This is a genomic window from Streptomyces actinomycinicus (assembly GCF_016741775.1).
Classification (GTDB): Bacteria; Actinomycetota; Actinomycetes; order Streptomycetales; family Streptomycetaceae; genus Streptomyces; species Streptomyces actinomycinicus.
In genome coordinates, this window is the sequence record NZ_JAERRK010000014.1 from 26,164 (window position 1) to 46,015 (window position 19,852).

21 protein-coding genes are annotated in these 19,852 nt (G+C 70.7%); 10 read left to right on the top strand and 11 right to left on the bottom strand.

What is annotated here, in order from left to right:
- Nucleotides 1-73 precede the first annotated feature (73 nt).
- From JK359_RS24515 to JK359_RS24525, 3 genes are read left to right on the top strand one after another with little or no spacing between them, the layout of a single operon-like run.
- Nucleotides 74-931 carry an AraC family transcriptional regulator gene (locus JK359_RS24515; RefSeq protein ID WP_201839641.1) on the top strand — a complete coding sequence of 286 codons (858 nt, stop codon included), beginning with the start codon at nt 74-76 and terminating at the stop codon, nt 929-931.
- A gap of 23 nt (nt 932-954) precedes the next feature.
- Complete coding sequence (locus tag JK359_RS24520) at nt 955-1,821, top strand: AzlC family ABC transporter permease (protein ID WP_307788260.1); 867 nt, start codon at nt 955-957, stop codon at nt 1,819-1,821.
- Nucleotides 1,818-2,126, top strand: coding sequence for an AzlD domain-containing protein (locus tag JK359_RS24525; protein WP_201839642.1), 309 nt, complete (start codon nt 1,818-1,820; stop codon nt 2,124-2,126). The genes JK359_RS24520 and JK359_RS24525 overlap by 4 nt, the downstream gene beginning before the upstream one ends.
- Nucleotides 2,127-2,226: 100 nt before the next feature.
- Here the strand turns inward: JK359_RS24525 and JK359_RS24530 are convergent, their stop codons facing one another.
- Nucleotides 2,227-3,171, bottom strand: coding sequence for a hypothetical protein (locus tag JK359_RS24530; protein ID WP_201839643.1), 945 nt, complete (start codon nt 3,169-3,171; stop codon nt 2,227-2,229).
- Between the two features lie 80 nt (nt 3,172-3,251).
- Between JK359_RS24530 and JK359_RS24535 the strand changes: the two genes are divergently transcribed.
- Together JK359_RS24535 and JK359_RS24540 are read left to right on the top strand one after the other, a co-directional pair.
- Nucleotides 3,252-3,446 carry a DUF3046 domain-containing protein gene (locus tag JK359_RS24535; protein WP_201839644.1) on the top strand — a complete coding sequence of 65 codons (195 nt, stop codon included), beginning with the start codon at nt 3,252-3,254 and terminating at the stop codon, nt 3,444-3,446.
- Between the two features lie 116 nt (nt 3,447-3,562).
- Nucleotides 3,563-4,834, top strand: a complete 1,272-nt coding sequence (locus tag JK359_RS24540; RefSeq protein WP_372445466.1) for an AI-2E family transporter — start codon at nt 3,563-3,565, stop codon at nt 4,832-4,834.
- Nucleotides 4,835-4,919: 85 nt separating this feature from the next.
- Here JK359_RS24540 and JK359_RS24545 read toward each other — a convergent pair whose 3' ends face one another.
- Nucleotides 4,920-5,666 carry a hypothetical protein gene (locus tag JK359_RS24545; protein ID WP_201839645.1) on the bottom strand — a complete coding sequence of 249 codons (747 nt, stop codon included), beginning with the start codon at nt 5,664-5,666 and terminating at the stop codon, nt 4,920-4,922.
- 400 nt (nt 5,667-6,066) lie between these two features.
- Between JK359_RS24545 and recA the strand changes: the two genes are divergently transcribed.
- The 3 genes from recA (at nt 6,067) to JK359_RS24560 (ending at nt 10,870) form a co-directional block, all read left to right on the top strand.
- Nucleotides 6,067-7,194: a recombinase RecA gene (gene recA, locus JK359_RS24550; RefSeq protein ID WP_201839652.1), complete on the top strand. Its 1,128-nt coding sequence runs from the start codon at nt 6,067-6,069 to the stop codon at nt 7,192-7,194.
- Between the two features lie 2 nt (nt 7,195-7,196).
- Nucleotides 7,197-7,943 (top strand): recombination regulator RecX, encoded by a 747-nt coding sequence (gene recX, locus JK359_RS24555; protein WP_201839655.1) that lies wholly within the window; start codon nt 7,197-7,199, stop codon nt 7,941-7,943.
- Between the two features lie 398 nt (nt 7,944-8,341).
- A complete protein-coding gene (locus JK359_RS24560) occupies nt 8,342-10,870 on the top strand; it encodes an FtsX-like permease family protein (RefSeq protein ID WP_201839657.1) in 2,529 nt (842 codons plus the stop codon).
- Nucleotides 10,871-11,064: 194 nt separating this feature from the next.
- Here the strand turns inward: JK359_RS24560 and JK359_RS24565 are convergent, their stop codons facing one another.
- The 5 genes from JK359_RS24565 to JK359_RS24580 all read right to left on the bottom strand — a co-directional run bounded on the left by JK359_RS24565 (nt 11,065) and on the right by JK359_RS24580 (nt 14,808).
- Nucleotides 11,065-11,496 carry a rhodanese-like domain-containing protein gene (locus tag JK359_RS24565; RefSeq protein ID WP_372445470.1) on the bottom strand — a complete coding sequence of 144 codons (432 nt, stop codon included), beginning with the start codon at nt 11,494-11,496 and terminating at the stop codon, nt 11,065-11,067.
- A gap of 32 nt (nt 11,497-11,528) precedes the next feature.
- On the bottom strand, nt 11,529-12,113 hold the full coding sequence (locus JK359_RS24570; RefSeq protein ID WP_201839659.1) for a cupin domain-containing protein: 585 nt from the start codon (nt 12,111-12,113) through the stop codon (nt 11,529-11,531).
- A 68-nt stretch (nt 12,114-12,181) separates the two neighbouring features.
- On the bottom strand, nt 12,182-12,229 hold the full coding sequence (locus tag JK359_RS40445; RefSeq protein ID WP_309506048.1) for a hypothetical protein: 48 nt from the start codon (nt 12,227-12,229) through the stop codon (nt 12,182-12,184).
- Nucleotides 12,230-12,485: 256 nt separating this feature from the next.
- Nucleotides 12,486-14,108, bottom strand: a complete 1,623-nt coding sequence (locus JK359_RS24575) for an FAD-dependent monooxygenase (RefSeq protein WP_201839661.1) — start codon at nt 14,106-14,108, stop codon at nt 12,486-12,488.
- A 145-nt stretch (nt 14,109-14,253) separates the two neighbouring features.
- Complete coding sequence (locus tag JK359_RS24580) at nt 14,254-14,808, bottom strand: response regulator transcription factor (protein WP_201839663.1); 555 nt, start codon at nt 14,806-14,808, stop codon at nt 14,254-14,256.
- A 369-nt stretch (nt 14,809-15,177) separates the two neighbouring features.
- On the opposite strand from JK359_RS24580, the gene JK359_RS24585 reads away from it, so the two are divergent.
- Nucleotides 15,178-15,648, top strand: coding sequence for a hypothetical protein (locus JK359_RS24585; protein WP_201839665.1), 471 nt, complete (start codon nt 15,178-15,180; stop codon nt 15,646-15,648).
- A 76-nt stretch (nt 15,649-15,724) separates the two neighbouring features.
- On the top strand, nt 15,725-16,171 hold the full coding sequence (locus tag JK359_RS24590) for a hypothetical protein (protein ID WP_201839675.1): 447 nt from the start codon (nt 15,725-15,727) through the stop codon (nt 16,169-16,171).
- Nucleotides 16,172-16,276: 105 nt separating this feature from the next.
- On the opposite strand, the gene JK359_RS24595 is transcribed toward JK359_RS24590, so the two are convergent.
- The 4 genes from JK359_RS24595 to JK359_RS24610 all read right to left on the bottom strand — a co-directional run bounded on the left by JK359_RS24595 (nt 16,277) and on the right by JK359_RS24610 (nt 19,806).
- Nucleotides 16,277-17,197 carry an amino acid ABC transporter permease gene (locus tag JK359_RS24595; protein ID WP_201839677.1) on the bottom strand — a complete coding sequence of 307 codons (921 nt, stop codon included), beginning with the start codon at nt 17,195-17,197 and terminating at the stop codon, nt 16,277-16,279.
- On the bottom strand, nt 17,194-17,841 hold the full coding sequence (locus tag JK359_RS24600; protein WP_201839679.1) for an amino acid ABC transporter permease: 648 nt from the start codon (nt 17,839-17,841) through the stop codon (nt 17,194-17,196). Before JK359_RS24600 ends, JK359_RS24595 begins: the two co-directional genes overlap by 4 nt.
- Nucleotides 17,842-18,057: 216 nt before the next feature.
- Complete coding sequence (locus JK359_RS24605) at nt 18,058-18,975, bottom strand: glutamate ABC transporter substrate-binding protein (RefSeq protein WP_201839681.1); 918 nt, start codon at nt 18,973-18,975, stop codon at nt 18,058-18,060.
- A 54-nt stretch (nt 18,976-19,029) separates the two neighbouring features.
- Nucleotides 19,030-19,806: an amino acid ABC transporter ATP-binding protein gene (locus JK359_RS24610; protein WP_201839683.1), complete on the bottom strand. Its 777-nt coding sequence runs from the start codon at nt 19,804-19,806 to the stop codon at nt 19,030-19,032.
- Nucleotides 19,807-19,852: the final 46 nt, after the last annotated feature.

The window sequence follows — 19,852 nt, forward strand, 5'->3', positions numbered from 1 at the left end:
ACGGGGGCGGGCTCGAGTGGCATCAGGGCCGTCCGGGACCGGCACGGCTCCGGGCAGGGCGGACAATGGCCCCATGGCGGGTTCAGGAGAGCGGGCACGGCACTGGCAGTACGCGGGGTTGCCGGGGGTCGATCTCCTGCGGGCCCGCTACGTCCGCAAGACCTTCGTCCGGCACACCCACGAGAACTTCGTGATCGCGGCCATAGCCGACGGCGTCGAGGTCTTCCACCACCACGGCTCCGACGTCTCAGCCGGCGCCGGCGCCCTCGCCCTGGTCAACCCGGACACCCCGCACACCGGCCGGGCGGGCGTGCCCGAGGGCTGGCGGTACGGCGCGATCTACCCGTCCCCCGACGTGGTCGCCGGCATCGCCGCCGAGACCACCACCCTGCGGGGCACCCCGGGCTTCGTGAGCCCCGTCCTGGACGACCCCTACACCGTCCGCCTCGTGCACCAGGTGCTGCGCGCCGCCGACGAAGGCAATGCGCTGGCCGCCGACACCCTCCTCCGGGTCGCCGTGACCAGGCTGCTCCAGCTGAACGGTGGCCCGCTGCCGCAGCGGCGGACCCCGCCGGCCGGGGCGCGGATCGCGGCACGCGCGCGTGCGGTGCTGGAGGAGCGGATGGCCGGACCGCCGACCCTGGAACGGCTCGCCGCGGACCTCGGTACCACCCCGTTCGCCCTGCTGCGGGCGTTCCGCGACGCATACGGCATGCCACCGCACACCTGGCTGACCGACGCCCGGGTGCGCCGCGCGCGGCTGCTGCTGGACGCGGGCACCGCCCCCGCCGAGGCGGCCGTCGCCGTCGGCTTCACCGACCAGCCCCACCTCAACCGGCACTTCGCCCGGATCGTCGGCGTGCCCCCGGGTGCCTACCAGCGGGAACGCAGGATTGTGAGCGAGCGCAAGAACGTACAAGACCCGGACTGACGTCCGCCCGTACCGTCCGGGGCGTGGCACAGCACACTGCACTCAACGACCGGGCGGCCGACAGCGCGGACAAGCCGGACGCGGCCGTCGTACGGGACGCCCTCGGGGTCGGCGTCGCCGTGGGCCTGTCCGGATTCGCCTTCGGGGTGACCTCGGCGGGCAGCGGCCTCGGCCTGCTCCAGACCTGCGCGCTCAGCCTCCTGGTGTTCACCGGCGCCTCCCAGTTCGCCCTGGTCGGCGCGCTCGCCGCCGGCGGCAACCCGTTCACGGCCGCCGCCGGCGCCTTCTTCCTGGGCGTGCGCAACGCCTTCTACGGACTGCGTCTGTCGCAGTTGCTCGCCCTCCCGCGCGCGCTACGGCCGCTCGCAGCCCAGTGGGTGATCGACGAGACCACCGCGGTGACCCTGGCTCAGCCGACACGGCGCGCCGCACGCATCGGCTTCACCGTCACCGGGCTCAGCCTGTACGTGCTGTGGAACCTCACCACGCTGCTCGGAGCGCTGGGCGCCAGGGCGATCGGTGACACGCGCGCGTGGGGCCTGGACGCGGCGGGACCCGCCGTGTTCCTGGCGCTGCTCGCCCCGATGCTGAAGACGGCCACAGAGCGTGCGGTCGCGGGCGTAGCCGTAGTGCTGGGCCTCGGTCTGCTGCCCGTCCTGCCGGTCGGCGTGCCGGTCCTGGTGGCGGCAGCGGCGGCCCCGCTCGCGCTCTTCGCCGAGGGTCGGCGCAGTAGCCGTTCAGGTGTAGCGGGTGGATCACATGGACCGGGCGGATCACATGGACCGGGCGGATCACATGGACCGGGTGGATCAGGTGGACGGGGTGGATCAACAGGTCCGGCTCGGGTTGACCAGGTGGACGCAACGCATGACATGGAGGGGAACCGGTGAACACCTGGATCGCGATCGGTCTGACCGTCCTCGGCTGCTACGCCGTCAAGTTCGCCGGACTCCTGGTACCGGCGCACACCGTCGAACGGCCGTACGTGCGTCGGCTCGCCGCCCTGCTGCCCGTCGCCCTCCTCGCCGCGCTCACGGCCCAGCAGACGTTCGCCGACGGGCACACGCTCGTGCTGGACGCGCGGGCCGCGGGCCTCGGCGCCGCGGCCGTGGCACTGGTGCTGCGCGCACCGTTCCTGGTGGTGGTCGGGGCGGCCGTGGTGGTGACGGCGGGAGTACGGGCCATCGGCGGGTGAGGCGGCTTGCTCTAGCCCGGCCGGCGGGTGAGGCGGCTTGCTCCGGCCCGGTCGTCGGGTGAGGCGGCTCAGGCGGCCCCCGGCCGGCCCGCTGGACGGGTCAGCCCACGAAGCGGCCGTACGCCCTCAGCGTGCGCAGCGCCTCGATGGTCACCAGGGGCCGTGCCTCCAGCGCGGGGGCCGGGGCCCAGCCGCGCCGGCGCAAGGGCCAGCCGCCGTCCTCCTGCTGCTCGGCGGCCAGGTGGTCCAGCGAGCGGGCCATCTCGTCGTCGGTGAACCACGCGCGAGCGAGCGAGTCAGGGGTGCGGGCGAAGTCGTGCGGGAAGTGGTGCTCGCCCGGGGCGTAGCCGGAGGCGGCCGGGAACGCGTCGAGCCGGGCAGGGTCCAGCGCGGCGAGCCGCTGCTCGCGCACCAGGCGGCCGATCCGGTCCGCGGCGGCCTCCGCGCGCGGGCGGTCGGGAGCGGAGTCCAGGAAGGTCACGGCGGCCTCCACCTCGTAGGGGTGGGGCTTGTCCAGTGACTCCACGGCCTGCCAGCAGAAGTCGGTGGCCCGGAACAGCCAGGCGTGCCACACCTCGTTGCGGTGCAGCAGGCCGACGACCGGACCGGTGGCCAGCAGCTCGCTGGGGGGATCGTCGACGACTGGGACGAACGGTGCCGTCGGATAGCCGCGCTGGCCGGGGCGGACCGCGGGGAGCGCGCCGTCCGGACTGGAGACGGAGGTCAGATAGCGGCACACGCGCTCCACCCGCTGTCCGCCGCAACGCCCGACGGCGTCCAGTACGCGCAGCGCGTGCGCGATGTGCAGGGGCTGGCTCACCGGTCCGCGCAGATCGGGCTCCAGGGCGTGCCCGTAACCGCCGTCCTCGTTACGGTAGGCCTCCAGCGCGGCTTCCACCGCCTCCGGGCAGCCGTGCAGGAAGAGGTACGCGAAGAGGCGCTGCTCCAGCACGCGCGCGGTGAGCCACACGAACTGTTCGGCACGGAAGAGCGGTGATCGCGCCGGGGGCGTGGAGGGGAGTGGGGGAACTCCGGTTTCGGCCATGCGTCAGACCGTAGGGCGGAAAGCGGTCTCGGACAGTGCTCCCGGGCAGGGCCCACCCCCAGGGGCGGGATACTGGAGTCATGCGGTTGACGGTCTTCTGGCAGCGGATGGCGGAGCACTTCGGTCCGGGGTACTCCGAAACCTTCGCGCGCGATCACGTCATGTCGGAACTGGGCGGACGTACGGTGAACGAGGCCCTGGACGCCGGCTGGGCGGCCAAGGACGTCTGGCGCGTGGTCTGCTCCGTCATGGACGTGCCCGGCGAGAGGCACTGACGGCGGCGTACGGAAACGCCCTGATTGTCGGCTTCGGTGTCGACGGTACGGCACTGATCTGTCACGAAAATCGCAGGTGGGCGCCGGTTGTCGGTGGCGTGGGCGAGACTTGGCGCGTGGCACCGACTGACGAGGACTCCCTGGCCCACCCTGCCCGCGACGGCGAGCCGTCCGCCCGGCAGGCGGCACCCGCTGCCGCGACACCGCCCGGCCACCCCCCGGCCTCCGGCGCCGTCGCTCCGGGCGGCCGAATGCCGCGCTGGCTGCCACGCGCCATGGTGCTCGCGCTCGCGCTGATCGCCGCCTTCCAGCTCGGCAGCTGGGCGTTCCACCAGCTGACCGGACTATTGATCAACATATTGATCGCGTTCTTCCTGGCCCTCGCGATCGAGCCCGCGGTGAGCCGTATGGCCGCCCTCGGCATGCGCAGGGGACTCGCGACCTTCCTGGTCTTCCTCGGTCTGACCATCGTCGCCGCCGGGTTCGTCACCTTGCTCGGGTCCATGCTGGCCGGCCAGATCATCAAGATGATCGAGGGTTTCCCGGGTTACCTCGACTCGCTCATCAACTGGATCAACGAGACCTTCCACACGGAACTGAGACGGGTGGACGTCCAGGAGGGTCTCCTCCACTCCGACTGGCTGCGCAAGTACGCGCAGACCAGCGCGGCCGGTGTCCTCGACGTGTCCGCCCAGGTGCTCGGCGGCCTCTTCCAGCTGCTGACGGTCGGCTTGTTCTCGTTCTACTTCGCCGCGGACGGCCCCCGGCTGCGCCGCGCCCTGTGCTCCGTCCTGCCGCCCGCGCGTCAGGCCGAGGTGCTGCGCGCCTGGGAGATAGCCGTCGACAAGACCGGCGGCTATCTCTACTCCCGCGGCCTCATGGCGCTGATCTCCGGAGTCGCGCACTACATCCTGCTCCAGTCCCTGGGTGTGCCGTACGCGCCCGTGCTGGGTGTCTGGGTGGGCCTGGTCTCGCAGTTCATCCCCACCATCGGCACGTACCTCGCGGGAGCGCTGCCGATGCTGATCGCCTTCACCGTGAACCCCTGGTACGCGGTGTGGGTGCTGGTCTTCGTCGTGGTCTACCAGCAGTTCGAGAACTACATGCTCCAGCCGAAGCTGACCGCCAAGACGGTCGACATCCACCCCGCGGTCGCCTTCGGCTCGGTCATCGCGGGCACCGCCCTGCTGGGAGCCGTCGGCGCGCTGATCGCCATTCCGGCGGTGGCCACCCTGCAGGCGTTCCTGGGGGCGTACGTGAAGCGGTACGCGGTGACGGACGATCCCCGCGTGTACGGGCACCGCGGCAGAAGGCCGGGCGGCCCCGGAATGCTCACCCGCGCCCGACGGCTGTGGGCGGGCCGCCCCGGCGGGGAAGAGCGGTCGTAGAACGAGCCGCCGCTGAGAGTGCTCGTAGAGCGGGGGCGCGAAGAGCGGCCGTGGAGCGGGCCGGCCGGCAGTGGCCGGCAGACGTTCAGTACGTCAGCGCGGCCCGTACGGCGGCCAGGGCGACGGCTGCCGCATAGCACCCCGCCGCCGCGGCCACGATGCGCCGTCGCGTCCGCTCGCTCCACGGCGTGCGCGACAGCAGCCCGGCCAGCAGGGGCAGGGCGAGGACGGCGTGCAGGCTGATGCCGTGCAGCGGCTTGAGCGGAGCCGTCGAGTGGTAGGCGGCCTCCTGGTGGCCGGTCCGCGTCAGGACGACCCCCCGCGCGATCATCGCCGCACCCGAAGCCAGGGCCACCAGCAGCAGCGCGAAACCGGACCGCACCGCGAGCGGCATGCCGGCCGGGCCGGTCGGCCGGTGCCGGAAGGACACGACGGCGAAGACGGTGAGCAGGACGACCAGGACACCGCCGCCCACCGCGAGTGCCATGGACACGGAGGCGTCGAAGAGCGTCTCCATGTTCAGGTGGGAGGGCACACGGCGCCATGCCTGGAGGGTGATGCCTCCCACCTCCGCGACGAAGTCGGCGGCGAGGACGAGCAGCACGGCCGAGCGCAGCCGGGCGCCCATCCGCAGGTACGAGGTGACCCAGGTGAGCGCGATGAGGGTCACTCCGAAGGAGAGCCCGAACGTGACGGGCTTGCGCCAGGAGACCGGGCCGTCCCAGGGGCCGCCGTCGACCGCGAACACCACCAGGTGGACGAGTCCGGACACGACGAGGAGGAGCCCTGTCGTCCGGCAGACGCGGTCGACGGCGGCACGCGGCATCTTCATGGTCCCAAGGCTCGCCCTGACATGTCCGCGCGGTCGTCCTCCGTCCGGAGACACCTGCGCTACGCCGGCGGGAGCAGACGGCACCGCCGAAGCCACGGTCGTCGTCCCTGTTCGGTCTGGTCGTTCGTTCTGGTCGTTCGTTCTGGTCCAAGCCCTGGCGAGCGTGGGTCACCCCCTGCGGGACCCCCGCCCCCGGTGCGCATGGCGTGCTTGACACCAAAATCGAACATCCATTCTCATGGAGGCTCAGGCGAGGCTCTCGGTCGGGGATTCGTCCCGTTTCGCAGGGATATTTCCCCCGGTTATCCACAGGCTGGACCTGCGTCGGGGCGCATTGTCAGTGGCAGGCGTTAGCGTCTTTGACGTGAAGCGATCGACTCAAGCAAACCGGGTGGAACCCATGGCAGGAACCGACCGCGAGAAGGCGCTCGACGCCGCGCTCGCACAGATTGAACGGCAATTCGGCAAGGGCGCGGTCATGCGCATGGGCGAGCGGTCGAAGGAGCCCATCGAGGTCATCCCGACCGGGTCGACCGCACTCGACGTCGCCCTCGGCGTCGGCGGGCTGCCGCGCGGCCGTGTCGTGGAGATCTACGGACCGGAGTCCTCCGGTAAGACGACCCTGACCCTGCACGCCGTGGCCAACGCCCAGAAGGCCGGCGGTCAGGTCGCATTCGTGGACGCCGAGCACGCCCTCGACCCCGAGTACGCGCGCAAGCTCGGCGTCGACATCGACAACCTGATCCTCTCCCAGCCCGACAACGGTGAGCAGGCCCTGGAGATCGTGGACATGCTGGTCCGCTCCGGCGCCCTCGACCTCATCGTCATCGACTCCGTCGCCGCGCTCGTCCCGCGCGCGGAGATCGAGGGCGAGATGGGCGACAGCCACGTCGGTCTGCAGGCCCGGCTGATGAGCCAGGCGCTGCGGAAGATCACCAGCGCGCTCAACCAGTCCAAGACCACCGCCATCTTCATCAACCAGCTCCGCGAGAAGATCGGCGTGATGTTCGGCTCCCCGGAGACCACGACCGGTGGCCGGGCGCTGAAGTTCTACGCCTCGGTGCGTATCGACATCCGCCGCATCGAGACCCTGAAGGACGGCACGGAGGCGGTCGGTAACCGCACCCGCTGCAAGGTCGTCAAGAACAAGGTCGCCCCGCCCTTCAAGCAGGCCGAGTTCGACATCCTCTACGGCCAGGGCATCAGCCGCGAGGGCGGCCTGATCGACATGGGCGTGGAGCACGGTTTCGTGCGCAAGGCCGGCGCCTGGTACACGTACGAGGGCGACCAGCTCGGCCAGGGCAAGGAGAACGCGCGCAACTTCCTCAAGGACAACCCCGACCTGGCCAACGAGATCGAGAAGAAGATCAAGGAGAAGCTGGGCGTGGGCGTCCGCCCGGAGGAGCCCGCCACCGAGCCGGGCGCGGACGCTGCGGTCACCACCGCGGCCGAGGACACCGCCAAGTCGGCACCCGCCCCGGCAGCCGCCAAGGCCACCAAGCCCAAGGCCGCCGCAGCCAAGAGCTGACCGTGACGCGACGAACCGACTGGGCCGAGTACGAGTACGCCACCCCCGGTGCCCCACGGGGGAGGGGCGCCGGGGGCCACCCGGACTCCGCGCCGGACGGTGACGACGGACACCAGGACGGCGGGTACGGCGGGTACGGAGACCGTACCGGCCGGGGGCGCGGCCGGCGGCGGCGCGGTTTCGGGGACGCGCCCGGTGAGGACGAAGGCGCCCCTCCCTCGGCGAGGGACGAGCGGGGGGAGTCTTCTGGGGACCCGGCTGAGCAGGCCCGGGCGATCTGCCTGCGCCTGCTCACCGGGACCCCGCGCACTCGGAAGCAGCTCGCGGACGCCCTGCGCAAGCGAGAGATCCCCGACGAGATCGCCGACGAGGTGCTGTCCCGGTTCGAAGAGGTCGGACTGATCGACGACGCGGCTTTCGCGGACGCCTGGGTGGAGTCCCGTCATCACGGTCGTGGGCTCGCCCGCCGCGCACTCGCCCGGGAACTGCGCACCAAGGGCGTCGAGCCGGCGCTGATCGAGGATGCCGTCGGCCAGCTCGACTCCGAGCAGGAAGAGGCGACCGCCCGGGAACTCGTCGCCCGCAAACTGCGCGCAACACGGGGTCTCGACCGCGACAAACGCCTCCGGCGCCTCGCCGGCATGCTCGCCCGCAAGGGCTACCCCGAGGGCATGGCCCTGCGCGTCGTCCGCCAGGCCCTGGAGGAAGAGGGCGAGGACACGGAGTTCCTCGAGAACGGGGACTTCTGAGGACCCATCGGCGGCGTGATCCTTGAGCCCTTCGAGGACCCATCGGCGGCGTGACCCATGAGTCCTTCGAGGGCCGGCAGCCTTCGGCCCTTCGGGAGCCGGCAGCCTTCGGCCTTCCGGCGGCAGCGGTTACCGACGCTTCGCGGGCAGTGGCCTGCCACGGCGCCGTGGGAACGACCTCGCTGCCTGCCACCGGACCCTCGTGACGGCGGGGGTAGGGCTAACCCCCGCCGGAGACGGGTGGGGTCACCCCCGGTCCAAGACGCCAGGTCACCGCAGTGCTCTCTCTGCCCGCGCGGGCCAGTCTGTAGGCGTACCCCCGGTCACGGCTCACCAGCCGGGACCGACGCCTACGACACAACCCGTGCACACAACAGAACAGAAGAGAGCCCGTCCCCATGATGCTGCGTTACGCCCTCAAGACAGTCCGCGCCCGCAAGGCCGGGTTTCTCGGCGCCTTCCTCGCCCTGATGTGTGCCGCCGCGTTGATCACCGCGTGCGGCACCCTCCTCGACACCGGCCTGCGCGGCACCATCCGGACCGAACGCTACGGCGCCGCTCCCGTCGTGGTCTCCGCCGACCAGTACGTCCACCAGACCACCGTCAAGCACAAGAAGGGCAAGACGAAGGTCAAGCACAAGGCGAAGCCCATCGCCGAGCGCGCCTGGCTGTCCGAGCACCTGCGCAGCACACTCGTCCGCACCCCCGGCGTGGCTCGGGTCGTCCCCGAACTCACCTTCCCCGCCCAGCCGTTGACCCCGGCCGGTACCGGCGGCCGTACCGCCTACGGCCATGCCTGGGACTCCGCCGCGCTGACGCCGTACCGGCTCACCGCGGGCCGCGCTCCCTGGGCCACGGGTGACCTCGTCATCGACGCAGACCTCGCCGCGCGGGCTCGTCTGCGGCCCGGTGACCGGCTCGCGGTGCAGTCCTCGCAGGCCCCCCGCAGCTACCGGATCACCGGCATCGCCACGCCGGCCACCGCGGTACGCCACCAGACGTCCCTGTTCTTCTCCGAGGCCGAGGCCCGGCGACTGGCCGCCCACCCCGGACAGGTCACCGCGTTCGGTGTGCTGCCGGCCAAGGGGGAGGACACCGACCGGGTGCGCCGGGCCGTGGCCGAGGCGCTGCACGGCACCACCGCACAGGTCAGCACCGGGGACGCCCGCGGGCCCGTCGAGTTCCTGGACGCGGCTTCCGCCCGCATCCGACTGGTCAGCATGGGCGGCGCCATGGGCGGCACCTCGCTGCTGGTGGCGGTCCTCGTGGTCGTCGGCACCTTCGCGCTCACCGTCCAGCAGCGCCACCGTGAACTCGCCCTGCTCCGGGCCATCGCCGCCACACCCGGCCAGATCCGCAAGCTGCTCGGCCGGGAGGCACTGATCGTCGGAGTCGCGGCAGGCACGACCGGTGCACTGCTCGGACTGCCGCTGGGCAGTTGGCTGCACTCCAGGTTCGTCGCCCTGGGCGCCGTACCCGACACGCTCGAGCACACGGCCAGCGTCTTCCCGCCGCTCGCCGCTCTCGCCGCCACCCTGCTCGGGGCGTGGGCGGCAGCCCGGATCGCCTCCCGCAGGGTCGCCCGGATCCGCCCGGCCGAGGCTCTGGCCGAGGCCAGGAGCGAGCGCACCGGGCCGGCCTGGGGCCGGATCATCGCAGGGCTGCTGCTCCTCGCCGGCGGAGTGGTCCTCGTCATCGTCCTCACCTCCCTGCGCACCGAGCCCGCTTCCACTCCCGTGACGTTCCTCGCCGTCGTCGTCCTGGCCACCTCCGTCTCCCTGCTCGGGCCCGCCCTGGTCAAGGCCGCCGCGCTGCTGCTCGCCGGCCCCCTCCGGCTCACGGGTCACGGCGGCAGGCTCGCCACGGCCAACCTGCGCGGCAACGCCGCCCGCATGGCCTCCGTCGTCACCCCCCTCACCCTGCTCGTCGGCATGACCTGCACCGTCCTGTTCGTCCAGTCCACCCTCGGGGATGCCGCCCGCACCCAGGTCCGAGAGGGAACCAGGGCCGACTGGGTCGTCGCCGCCCAGGGCCCGGGCGTGCCCGGCGAGGCCGCCGAGCGGCTGCGCGCGCGGCACGACACGGTCACCGAGGTGGTCCGCACCACGGTCCGCGTCGGCCTCGACAAGTACCCCGCACAAGGCGTCAGCCCCGCAGGCCTGACCCGTACCTGGGACCCGAAGGTCACCGCCGGCTCCCTCGGCCGGCTCGGTCCCCGCACCGTCGCCGTCAGCGAACTCGTTGCCGACCAGCACTACTTGAAGCCCGGAAGCACGCTGAAACTCACGCTCGGCGACGGCACGCCCGCCACACTCACCGTCGCCGCCGTCTATGCCCGGGGTCTCGGCTTCGGTGACCTCACCTTTGACCACGGCCTCGTCGCCCGCCACGTCGACAATCCGCTCGCCTCCTCCGTCCTCGTCAGCACGACCCGTACACAGACACAACTCGCGACTACGCTCCGTGAGTTCCCGGGTCTGCAGATTCTTTCGCCGACCGCCGCCGACGACCTCCAGGCCGACCGGCAGCAGACGAACGCCGAGGTCAACTACCTCGCCATGGGACTCGTGCTGGCTTTCACCGCCATCGCAGTCGTCAACACGCTGGCCATGTCGGTCGCCGAGCGTGTCCGGGAGTTCGCCCTGCTCCGCCTCGCCGGGGCGACCCGCCGTCAGGTGCTGCGCATGCTGCGCACCGAGGTGCTGTCGGTCCTGCTCATCGCCACCACGCTCGGCAGCGGTATCGCCCTCGCCGTGCTCACCGCGTTCAGCGTGGGCATGACGGGCGGGGCGGCGCCCGAGGTCGTACCGCTGCTCTACGTCGCCGTCGTCGCCGTCGCCGGGCTCCTCGCGCTCGTGGCCGGCGCCGTGCCGGGGCGGGTGGCACTCCGGGTGCGGGCGGTGACCGTAGCCACGTCGAAGGAGTAGGGCCGGCGGGGACTGCTGAGCGCCGCGTCCATCAATACGCCGCCTGCCCGCCCGTACGCCCCGGCCGCCCGTTCCGTACGCCCCGCCCGCCCGTTTGCCTGCACGTCCGCGCGTCCGCTGCGTCGGTCCGTGCGGCGAAAAGCGGTGAACCCTCTGGCACGCCAGGGGGTTCACCGTATTCCGGGACGCATGGCTCAGGACGTCGCCGGCCCCACCGGCCCCTGCGACCGCACCGGCTCGACCGGCAGTCCCGCCGCCCGCCACGCCTGGAAACCGCCCACCAGGTCGGTCGCCCGGTGCAGACCCAGCTGGTGGAGGGAAGCGGCGGCGAGGCTGGAGGCGTAGCCCTCGTTGCAGATCACCACGACACGCAGAGCGTGGCCGGTGGCCTCGGGAAGGCGGTGGCTGCCCTGCGGGTCGAGGCGCCACTCCAGCTCGTTGCGCTCGACGACGACCGCTCCTGGAATGAGTCCGTCCCGCTCGCGCAGAGCCGCGTACCGGATGTCGACCAGCAGCGCCGCACCGGACTGCGCCGCCTCGTGCGCCTCCGGTGCCTCGATGCGCTGGTAGCCCGCGCGCACCCGCTCCAGCAACTCGTCGATGCCCAGTGGCCGTTCCACCGCCACCACAGTCGCCTCCGAACCTCCGTGCGTGCCGCTCACTGCCAGTCCTCCGGGCGTTCGACCTGCTCCAGGCGCAGCACCTGGCCGACGCGACTGTAACGACGGATCCGCGGCAGCGGTGGGTGGTAGGCGTGCACGGAGACCGCGTGTCGGTCGCGGGACTTGTTGAGTACCTCGTGCACGTGGTGGCGGCCGAAGGTGCGGCCCCGGCCGGCGGGCAGCCGGCGTTCGCGGTCCACGTCCTCGGCGAGTTCCAGTGTCTTCCAGCCGTCGGTGGGCAGCCGCGCGGCCAGCGAGTACTCCGTCAGCTCACCCGACGCGGTGAGGAAGGCGCCGACCGAGTCCGCGTGGTCGTGCCAGCCGGTACCGGTACCGGGCGGCCAGCCGATCAGCCAGGCCTCGCTGCCGCCGGGACCCTCCAGCCGTACCCAGGTGCGGCCCTCGGGATCGAGCGGCAGGGAGGCGATCAGCGCGGTGTCGGCCGCCGTACGCCGGACGAAGTCGAGCAGGTCAGCCTGGGTCGGCACCGAGCCGGAGGCAGGGGTCGTGGAAGGAGACGCAGCCGGAGAAGCAGGGGCCGGGGAAGAAGAGAGGGAAGACGGGAAAGAGGGGACAGACACGTGCACCGTCCTGGGGGTTCGCGGAAACGGGCGCGCGACGGCGCCCGGAAAGGAAAGAGGGTGCGAATTCAGCAGGACGGGCGACACACGCAGCCCGCGTAGCGGACGAGGTCCATATGGACCCTCCGCCACAGGCGCACACAGGTGTCGGTCACGATCCGGAGTACAGCATGCCGCCGTACTCCGGTCAACCGGGTGTCACCCTGCGGACGGAGGGCACGTGAGCGCAGGGCCGGCGCGCACCTGTCCCGTCTCCGACAGGGACTCCGGGCACGCGGTAGCCGCGCAGGCCGGCCAAAGCGCGCCCGGCGCGGCCGAGCGGGCGCTGCTCCCGGTGGCGCTCGGCGGCGCGCGGGACTACATGGCCCGGGATCAGCGTCGCGCGCCGGACCCCGCCTGCGCCGGCTCCTCCTGCGCGGCCTCCTTCGCCGCACCGCCCAGCGCGGCCTCGGCCGCCGTGTACAGCTCGGCCGGGCGGACCCCGCTCAGCGCGGCGACCAGGTGGCCGTCGGGGCGCACGAGCAGGACACTGTGCGCCGGCGCACCGGGGTAGCTCTCCGCGACCAGCAGTTCGGCGGGGTGCGGAAGGGCCGTCACTGCCGCCGCCAGCCGGGGCATCACCCCGGCGGACACCCAGTGCTTGCGGTCCCAGACCCCCGTGCCGGGCGCGATCAGGACGACGAGCAGCGCGCCCCGGCCGAGCCGGTCGCGCAGCTGGACGAAGGAACCGTCCTCCGCCGTGACCCGGACATCGGCGACCGGCGCGCCGGGCGGGGTCTCGACGGGGATGGCCGCCTCCAGGGGCCGGGGCATGAGCGGCGAGTCGGCGTGCGTCCCCGGCGCGCCCAGCAGGCCGCGCCCCAGATGAGCATCCGTGAGCAGCGCCTCATGGCCCCGAGCCGTGCCCGGAACGATGTGGCGCAGGCCGCCTCCGCCGCGCAGCACCGGCAGCACCTGGTCGGCGGCGCGCAGCCGGGCCGCGACCGCCGCTCGTCGCTCGGTCTGGTAGCTGTCCAGCAGGGCCTCGTGCGCACCGTGGTGCCAGGCCGTGGCCAGTTTCCAGGCGAGGTTGTCGGCGTCCCGGAGGCCCTCGTCGAGCCCCTGGGTGCCGAGCGCGCCGAGCAGGTGCGCCGCGTCCCCGGCGAGGAAGACACGGCCGGCTCGCCACCGGCGGGCGAGGCGGTGGTGCACGGTGTGCACGCCGGTGTCCAGCAGGTCGTACACCGGAGTGGGCCCGTCCGACCAGCCCGCGAGGGTCTCGCGGATGCGGGTCAGCAGGACTTCCGGCGTGACCAGGTCCTTGCCCGGCGGGAGCAGCCAGTCCAGGCGCCAGGCACCGCCAGGGAGGGGGCGGGCGGTCACCTCCCCGGCCGAGGGCCCGGACGACCGCCACGGCGGCATCCGATGGAGCAACGCCTGACCCTCCCACGGAAGTTCCACACGCAGCGTGGCGACCGCGTGCCGCTCCACCGCCGTACGGCCCGGGAAGCGGATGTCCTGGAGTTTGCGCACGGTGGAGCGGGGGCCGTCGCAGCCGATCAGGAAACTGCCGCGCCACCAGGTGGCGGTGGAGCCGCGGGTGTGGGCGGAGACGCCGGAACGCTCCTGCTCGATCGCGTCCAGGCGGCTGTCCACGGCCACGTTCACCAGGGGTTCGTCGGCCGCGGCCGCGCGCAGGGCGTTCGTGAGGACGTGCTGGGCGATGTGCAGCGGGGCAGCAGGGTCCGCATTGTCGAAAGTGACCTCGCTCATCGCCTGTTTGCGGCGCAGGGACCGCCATCCGGCCCAGCGCACGCCATGCTCACCGAGGGCCACTGCGGTCAGCCGCTCCAGCAGGGCTGCCGTGTCCTCGCGCAGGACGACCGTGCGCGCCGGGCGGGGCTCGTCCTGGCCGGGGCCCTCGTCCACGACGACGGCGGGCACGTTCTGACGGGCCAGCAGCAGGGCGAGCGTCAGTCCGACCGGCCCCGCTCCGATGATGATCACCGGGTCCATGACGTGGCGCTCCCTGGCCGTGATGATGCCCTGACAGGGACAAGTGAACAGGAAGGTGAAGCGGGGTGCACGATCACAGAACGTATGCAACCCAGTGCGCGTGCTTGCGTCAAGTGATGTTGGTGGTCATGCGGCTGAGTGTTGGTCAGTCACCGACCCCGGCCTGCCAGGCGATACGGGCGGCATGCATCCGATTGTCGACACGCAGTTTCCCGCACAGCGTACGGATATGGTCCTTGACTGTCTCCGGACTGATGCACAGGGCCTGGGCGATTGCGCGGTTGGGGAGGCCGTCGCTGAGGAGGGTCAGGACCTCGCGCTCGCGTGAACTGAGGCCGGCCACGCGTTCATGAGCGCCGTGTCGGGAGCGGGGCGGGGCGGGACAGCCATGGATGATCGCGTCGGCGATCTCGGGTGACAGCGCGCGGCTGCCCTCGGTGACGGCAGTGAGGGCCCAGGTGAGGTGCTTGGGCGCGGAGCGGTGCAGCAGGACACCGGCCGCGCCACGGGTCAGGAGGGTGAGGGCATCCCGTTCCGTGACCCGCTCCGCGATGACCAGGACGGCGGGGGGCGCGGGAAGGCGGGCGACGGTCTCCATCAGAGCCAGGGAGTCCTTGCCGTATGTGTCACCGCAGACGAGGAGCTTCGGGCGGGTGGCCCGCACCAGAGCGGCCGTGTGGGCACGCTTTCCTTCGGCCACGACGCTGGGCATCTTATGTCCGGCTGTCTCCGGTCTCAGGGAATGAAGCATTCCACGTAATCCCGCGCGTGAGAGTGATCTGTCGTCAATGATTCCTACCCGTAGCATCCCGACCCCCGTGTGGCTTTGTGCATAGGCAACGGAACGTGTGATCACACCCGCCCGGTCATGGCGAGTGACGCTCGGATGATCCTCTCGATTGTCGCCGCCGTGCGTCAAGTTTCTTTTGGGGCAAGCCCTGTGGTGATGTCAATCCCCGATTTAGGGGGCAAGTTTTCGTCATCCCCCGAATGGGGGGTCGTCGCTTCGTCTTCCGGAACGCAGGATGGAAGCCGCTCGACAAGCCTGAGCGAAAGGAAAGGAATTCAGATGGCCAATGTGTACCGGCGCGGTGCGGTGTGGGCAGCGGCCGCGGCCGCCAGTGTGCTGACCATGGGGGCAGAGAGCGTGCCGGCGGAAGCGGCTCCCGCGCCCGCGTCAAGCCTCAGGATCAGTTGCGGTAACCCGGAACTCAAGGTCTGGTACGACTCGGACCAATTCGGCAAATACCTCAAGGTGTGGTTCCAGACGCCTAGGGGCTGCCCCAGGGGTCGGCGGGTCGACAACCTCGGCGGGCAGATCTACTGCAAGTCGCCGTCCGGGCACGCCAAACTGGTCTATCGCGACAATGTCATGAATGCCAAGGCCCCGGCGGAAACCGAGATGAAGGCCTTGCCGCCGAAGAGCAAGTGCAAGTCCTTCTACGCCGAGGCGAAAGTCGTCTACTTGGTCCTCGACGGCCACACGACGCCGGTGTTCAAGGACACATGGCACTGGAACTGGGGCGGATATCCGGCGTAGTCAATTTCTCCCACAAAGCTCACGTCTCCTCGCATCCGGGTGTTCCCTGCGTGAGGTCCCTCAAAGGAGTTCGTTCATGCGCACCAATGAAGGTACGAAGGTGAAGCGTCGCGCGGCCATGCTGCTCGGCACGGCGGTCCTGGCTTCCACCCTGGCCGCACCCACCGCGTTCGCGGACGGCCCCTCCGAAATCTATCTCGGCAAGGTCTCCGGCACCATCAAGATCGGCGGTTTCCCCACCAAGTACACCTATGTCGACAAGCAGTACCGCAGCACCTCGATGCCCAACCTGCGCAAGCACTCGATCCGCATCACCTTCCCCGGCTGTGCCATATGGCGAGCCCGCGCGGCCGTCAAGTGGGGTACCACCTACGACACCGAACAGTCATCGACCAAGGGCTGCCACAAGTCCATCCTGCTCACGCCCATAGGTGACATGAACGCCAACGTCAACCTGGCCGTCCACCAGGACCCTGCGGACATGTCGGCCACCGTCGTCATCAAGCCCGTCAGGAGGAGGTGACCGCGGTGTGAGGCGGGTGCGGGCGGGCGACCGGTTGCCGTCCGCACCCGCCTCGCCGGTGTCGTCCGGCCGCGGCGCCCGCCCGCGGTGGGCTGCGCTTCCCGGCTACTGCACCGTTTGGTCGCCGTCCCCCACGGTTTCGAGCACTGCCGGCTGTTCGGCCGGCTCGGCCGCTGCCGCGACGGCGACACCCGTCTTCGTACGGCGCCCCCGCCGCTCGATCCAGGTCGCGAGCGAGGAGAGCGCGAGGCACATGGCAACGTAGATCGCGCCGGCGACGAAGGTGACCGCCGTGTACGGATTCTCCCCGTCGACGATGATGTTGCCGGCCATCTGCCGGGTGGCGTACAGCAGCTCGGTGTAGGTGATGACGTAGCCGAGCGAGGTGTCCTTCAGGGTGACCACCAGCTGGCTGATCATGGTCGGCAGCATGGAGCGGACAGCCTGCGGCAGCAACAGGGTCGTCATCACCTGGTACTTGCGCAGCCCCAGCGCGTAAGCGGCCTCGACCTGCCCGCGGGGAACTGCGTTGATGCCTGCCCGGAACACCTCGGCTTGGACGCAGCCGTTGTAGACGGTCAGCCCGATGACCAGGCCCCAGAAGGCGGAATTCTCCCCGATCACCCCCAGGTCGCCCTTGTAGCTGAGGAACAGCACCCACAGGGCGTAGATGGTGATGAGCAGCGGGACCGCGCGGAACAGCTCGATGAACACGGTCGCGAACCAGCGGACTGGCCGGTGCTCGGACACCCGGGCCACGGCGAGCAGCAGGCCGAGCAGCAGGGACAGCGCCCCGGCCACGGCGAACACCTTCAGTGTGGTCAGCACGCCGTCGCGGATCATGGTGCGCACACCCGCGTTGTTGAAGATGTTCCAGACCTTCGGATCCAGCTGGCCCTTGACGTCCAGCCGGTACACGACGAAGACGAGCAGGCCGACGAGTGCCAGCGAACCGATCGCCGTGTAGAAGCGGTTGCGCACCCGGGCCTTGGGGCCCGGCGCGTCGTACAGAACGCTCGAAGTCATCGCGCGACCCCCAGTCGGCGCTCCAGCAGCCGGAACAGGCCGCTGATCGAGAAGGTGATGACGAGGTAGCCGAGGGCCACCCACAGGAAGATCCAGGCGATGGCGTAGCCCTGGTCGCTCATCGTCTTCTGCCAGCCGAACAGTTCGGTGACACTGAACGCGCCCGCGATGGCCGAGTTCTTGGTCAGTGCGATGAAGATGGAGCTGAGCGGCGCCACCACGGTCCGCGTCGCCTGCGGCAGCACGATGAGGCGCAGCGTCTGCACGAAGGTCATGCCGAGCGAGCGGGCAGCCTCCGCCTGACCCATGGGCACGGTGTTGATGCCCGACCGCACCGCCTCGCAGACGAAGGCCGAGGTGTAGAAGCTCAGGGCCAACAGCGCCTTCATCCAGGGACTCAGACCCGGCGCGAAGACGACCGGGACGACGAACCACGCTACGAGGAACAGCAGCGTCAGCGGCGTATTCCGGAAGAGGGTGACCCACGCGGTGCCGAACATCCGCAGCGGAGGCACGGGGGAGACACGGAAGCCCGCGATGATGACACCCAGCACCATCGCCAGGAGTCCACTGGCCAGAGTCAGCAGCACGGTGCCGACGAACCCCTCGCGGAAGTCCGCGAGATGGTCGAGCAAAACGTTCACGGGGAGGTCCTCGTGGCGGTGTACGGGCAGGGCAGGAGCCGTCCGGCGGCGAAGCGCGGGACGGCGTCGCCGGCACAGTCCGGCCTGCCGCCGCGGACCCGCGGGAAACCGGGTCGGCGGCGGCTTGGTCGGCGACGGCCGGATCCGTCGAGGCCGCGGCGGCGACGCCTCAGCGGCGCGTCCACGGTGCTCGGCGCGTCAGTGGCGGACGGCGCGTCAGTAGCGGACGACGGCCGGCGGCTCGGTGTACGCGGAACCGGACAGGCCGAGAGTCGCGTCGTACGCCTTCTTGTAGTCGCCGTTCTTCTCGTGCTTCTCCAGCGCGCCGTTCACGGCGTCTCGCAGGGCCTTGTCGTCCTTGTTCATGCCGACGCCGTACGGCTCCTTGGTGAACGGCTTGCCGACCACCGTGAGCTGCTTCGGGCGCTGCGCAGCGTAGCCCTTGAGGATCGCGTCGTCGGTGGTGACGGCGTCGACCTCGCTGTTCAGCAGCTGCTGCACGCACTCGGAGTACTTCGACAGCTCGACGGTCTTCGCGCCGTACTTGGGCTTCTTGATCTCCTGCAGAGGGGTCGAGCCCTTGATAGAGCAGACCGTCTTGCCCTTGAGCGCGTCGGGACCGGTGATGCCCTTCTCGTCCTTGCGTACGAGCAGGTCCGCGCCAGCGAGGAAGTACGGGCCCGCGAAGCCGACCTGCTTCTTGCGCTCGTCGTTGATCGTGTACGTGCCGACGTAGAGGTCCACCTCGCCCTTGGAGATGGTGGTCTCGCGGACGTTGGAGTCCACGGTCTTGAACTCGATCTGCTCCGGCTTGAAACCGAGGTCGGCGGCGACCATCCTGGCGATCTCGATGTCGAAGCCGGACCGCTTACCGGTCGTGTCCTCGAAGCCCAGGTACGGCTGGTCGCTCTTGGCGCCGATGACGAGCTTGCCCGCCTTCTGCGCCTTCTTCAGGGTGGCGGAGTCGATCTTCACGTTGCTCGCGACGGCGTACGTCGGCAGCTTCGGCGCGTTCGCCCCGGTGCTTTCGCCGCCGGGCTGGTCACCGGCATTGCCGGACTCGCCGCCACAGGCCGTCAGGCTCAGAGCGAGGGCGACGAGAACGGCCGCGGAGGCGGACTTGTGGAACTTCATCTGGAACATCCTTCGGGTCATCGGGTGGGCGGTCGGGGTGACGTCCCAGCGCGGTCAGTGGTGCAGGATCTTCGACAGGAAGTCCTTGGCCCGGTCGCTGCGCGGGTTGCTGAAGAACTGGTCGGGCGCAGCCTGTTCGACGATCCGGCCGTCGGCCATGAAGACGACGCGATTTGCAGCCGATCGTGCGAAGCCCATCTCGTGGGTGACGACGATCATCGTCATGCCCTCACGGGCGAGCTGCTGCATGACCTCGAGGACCTCGTTGATCATCTCGGGGTCGAGGGCGGAGGTCGGCTCGTCGAAGAGCATGACCTTCGGGTCCATCGCCAGTGCCCGCGCGATCGCGACCCGCTGCTGCTGGCCGCCCGACAGCTGGGCGGGGTACTTGTCGGCCTGGGTGCCCACGCCGACCCGGTCCAGCAGGGCCCGCGCCTTCTCCTCGGCCTGCTTCTTGTCCGCCTTGCGGACCTTGACCTGGCCCAGCATCACGTTCTCGAGCACGGTCTTGTGCGCGAAGAGGTTGAACGACTGGAACACCATGCCGACGTCGGCCCGCAGCCGGGCCAGCTCGCGGCCCTCGTGCGGCAGGGGCTTGCCGTCGATCGTGATCGTGCCGGAGTCGATCGTCTCCAGGCGGTTGATGGTGCGGCACAGGGTCGACTTTCCGGACCCGGAGGGCCCGATGACCACGACGACCTCGCCGCGGGCGATCGTCAGGTCGATGTCCTGGAGCACGTGCAACGCGCCGAAGTGCTTGTTGACGCTCCTCAGGACGACCAGTTCGTCGGACGTGGCCACGTCTTCCTTGGCCACCGATACATTGGTCATCGCTCTCAGGCTCCGTCCTCCTCGGGTTTCCGAGGACAGTAGTGAG

Coding starts and splice junctions, on each gene's coding strand:
- JK359_RS24535 (WP_201839644.1), top strand. CDS start 3,252: ATGCGGTTGACGGTCTTCTGGCAGCGGATGGCGGAGCACTTCGGTCCG.
- JK359_RS24610 (WP_201839683.1), bottom strand. CDS start 19,806: ATGACCAATGTATCGGTGGCCAAGGAAGACGTGGCCACGTCCGACGAA.
- JK359_RS24590 (WP_201839675.1), top strand. CDS start 15,725: ATGCGCACCAATGAAGGTACGAAGGTGAAGCGTCGCGCGGCCATGCTG.
- JK359_RS24515 (WP_201839641.1), top strand. CDS start 74: ATGGCGGGTTCAGGAGAGCGGGCACGGCACTGGCAGTACGCGGGGTTG.
- JK359_RS24545 (WP_201839645.1), bottom strand. CDS start 5,666: ATGAAGATGCCGCGTGCCGCCGTCGACCGCGTCTGCCGGACGACAGGG.
- JK359_RS24585 (WP_201839665.1), top strand. CDS start 15,178: ATGGCCAATGTGTACCGGCGCGGTGCGGTGTGGGCAGCGGCCGCGGCC.
- JK359_RS24560 (WP_201839657.1), top strand. CDS start 8,342: ATGATGCTGCGTTACGCCCTCAAGACAGTCCGCGCCCGCAAGGCCGGG.
- recA (WP_201839652.1), top strand. CDS start 6,067: ATGGCAGGAACCGACCGCGAGAAGGCGCTCGACGCCGCGCTCGCACAG.
- JK359_RS24605 (WP_201839681.1), bottom strand. CDS start 18,975: ATGAAGTTCCACAAGTCCGCCTCCGCGGCCGTTCTCGTCGCCCTCGCT.
- JK359_RS24575 (WP_201839661.1), bottom strand. CDS start 14,108: ATGGACCCGGTGATCATCATCGGAGCGGGGCCGGTCGGACTGACGCTC.
- JK359_RS24530 (WP_201839643.1), bottom strand. CDS start 3,171: ATGGCCGAAACCGGAGTTCCCCCACTCCCCTCCACGCCCCCGGCGCGA.
- JK359_RS24595 (WP_201839677.1), bottom strand. CDS start 17,197: ATGACTTCGAGCGTTCTGTACGACGCGCCGGGCCCCAAGGCCCGGGTG.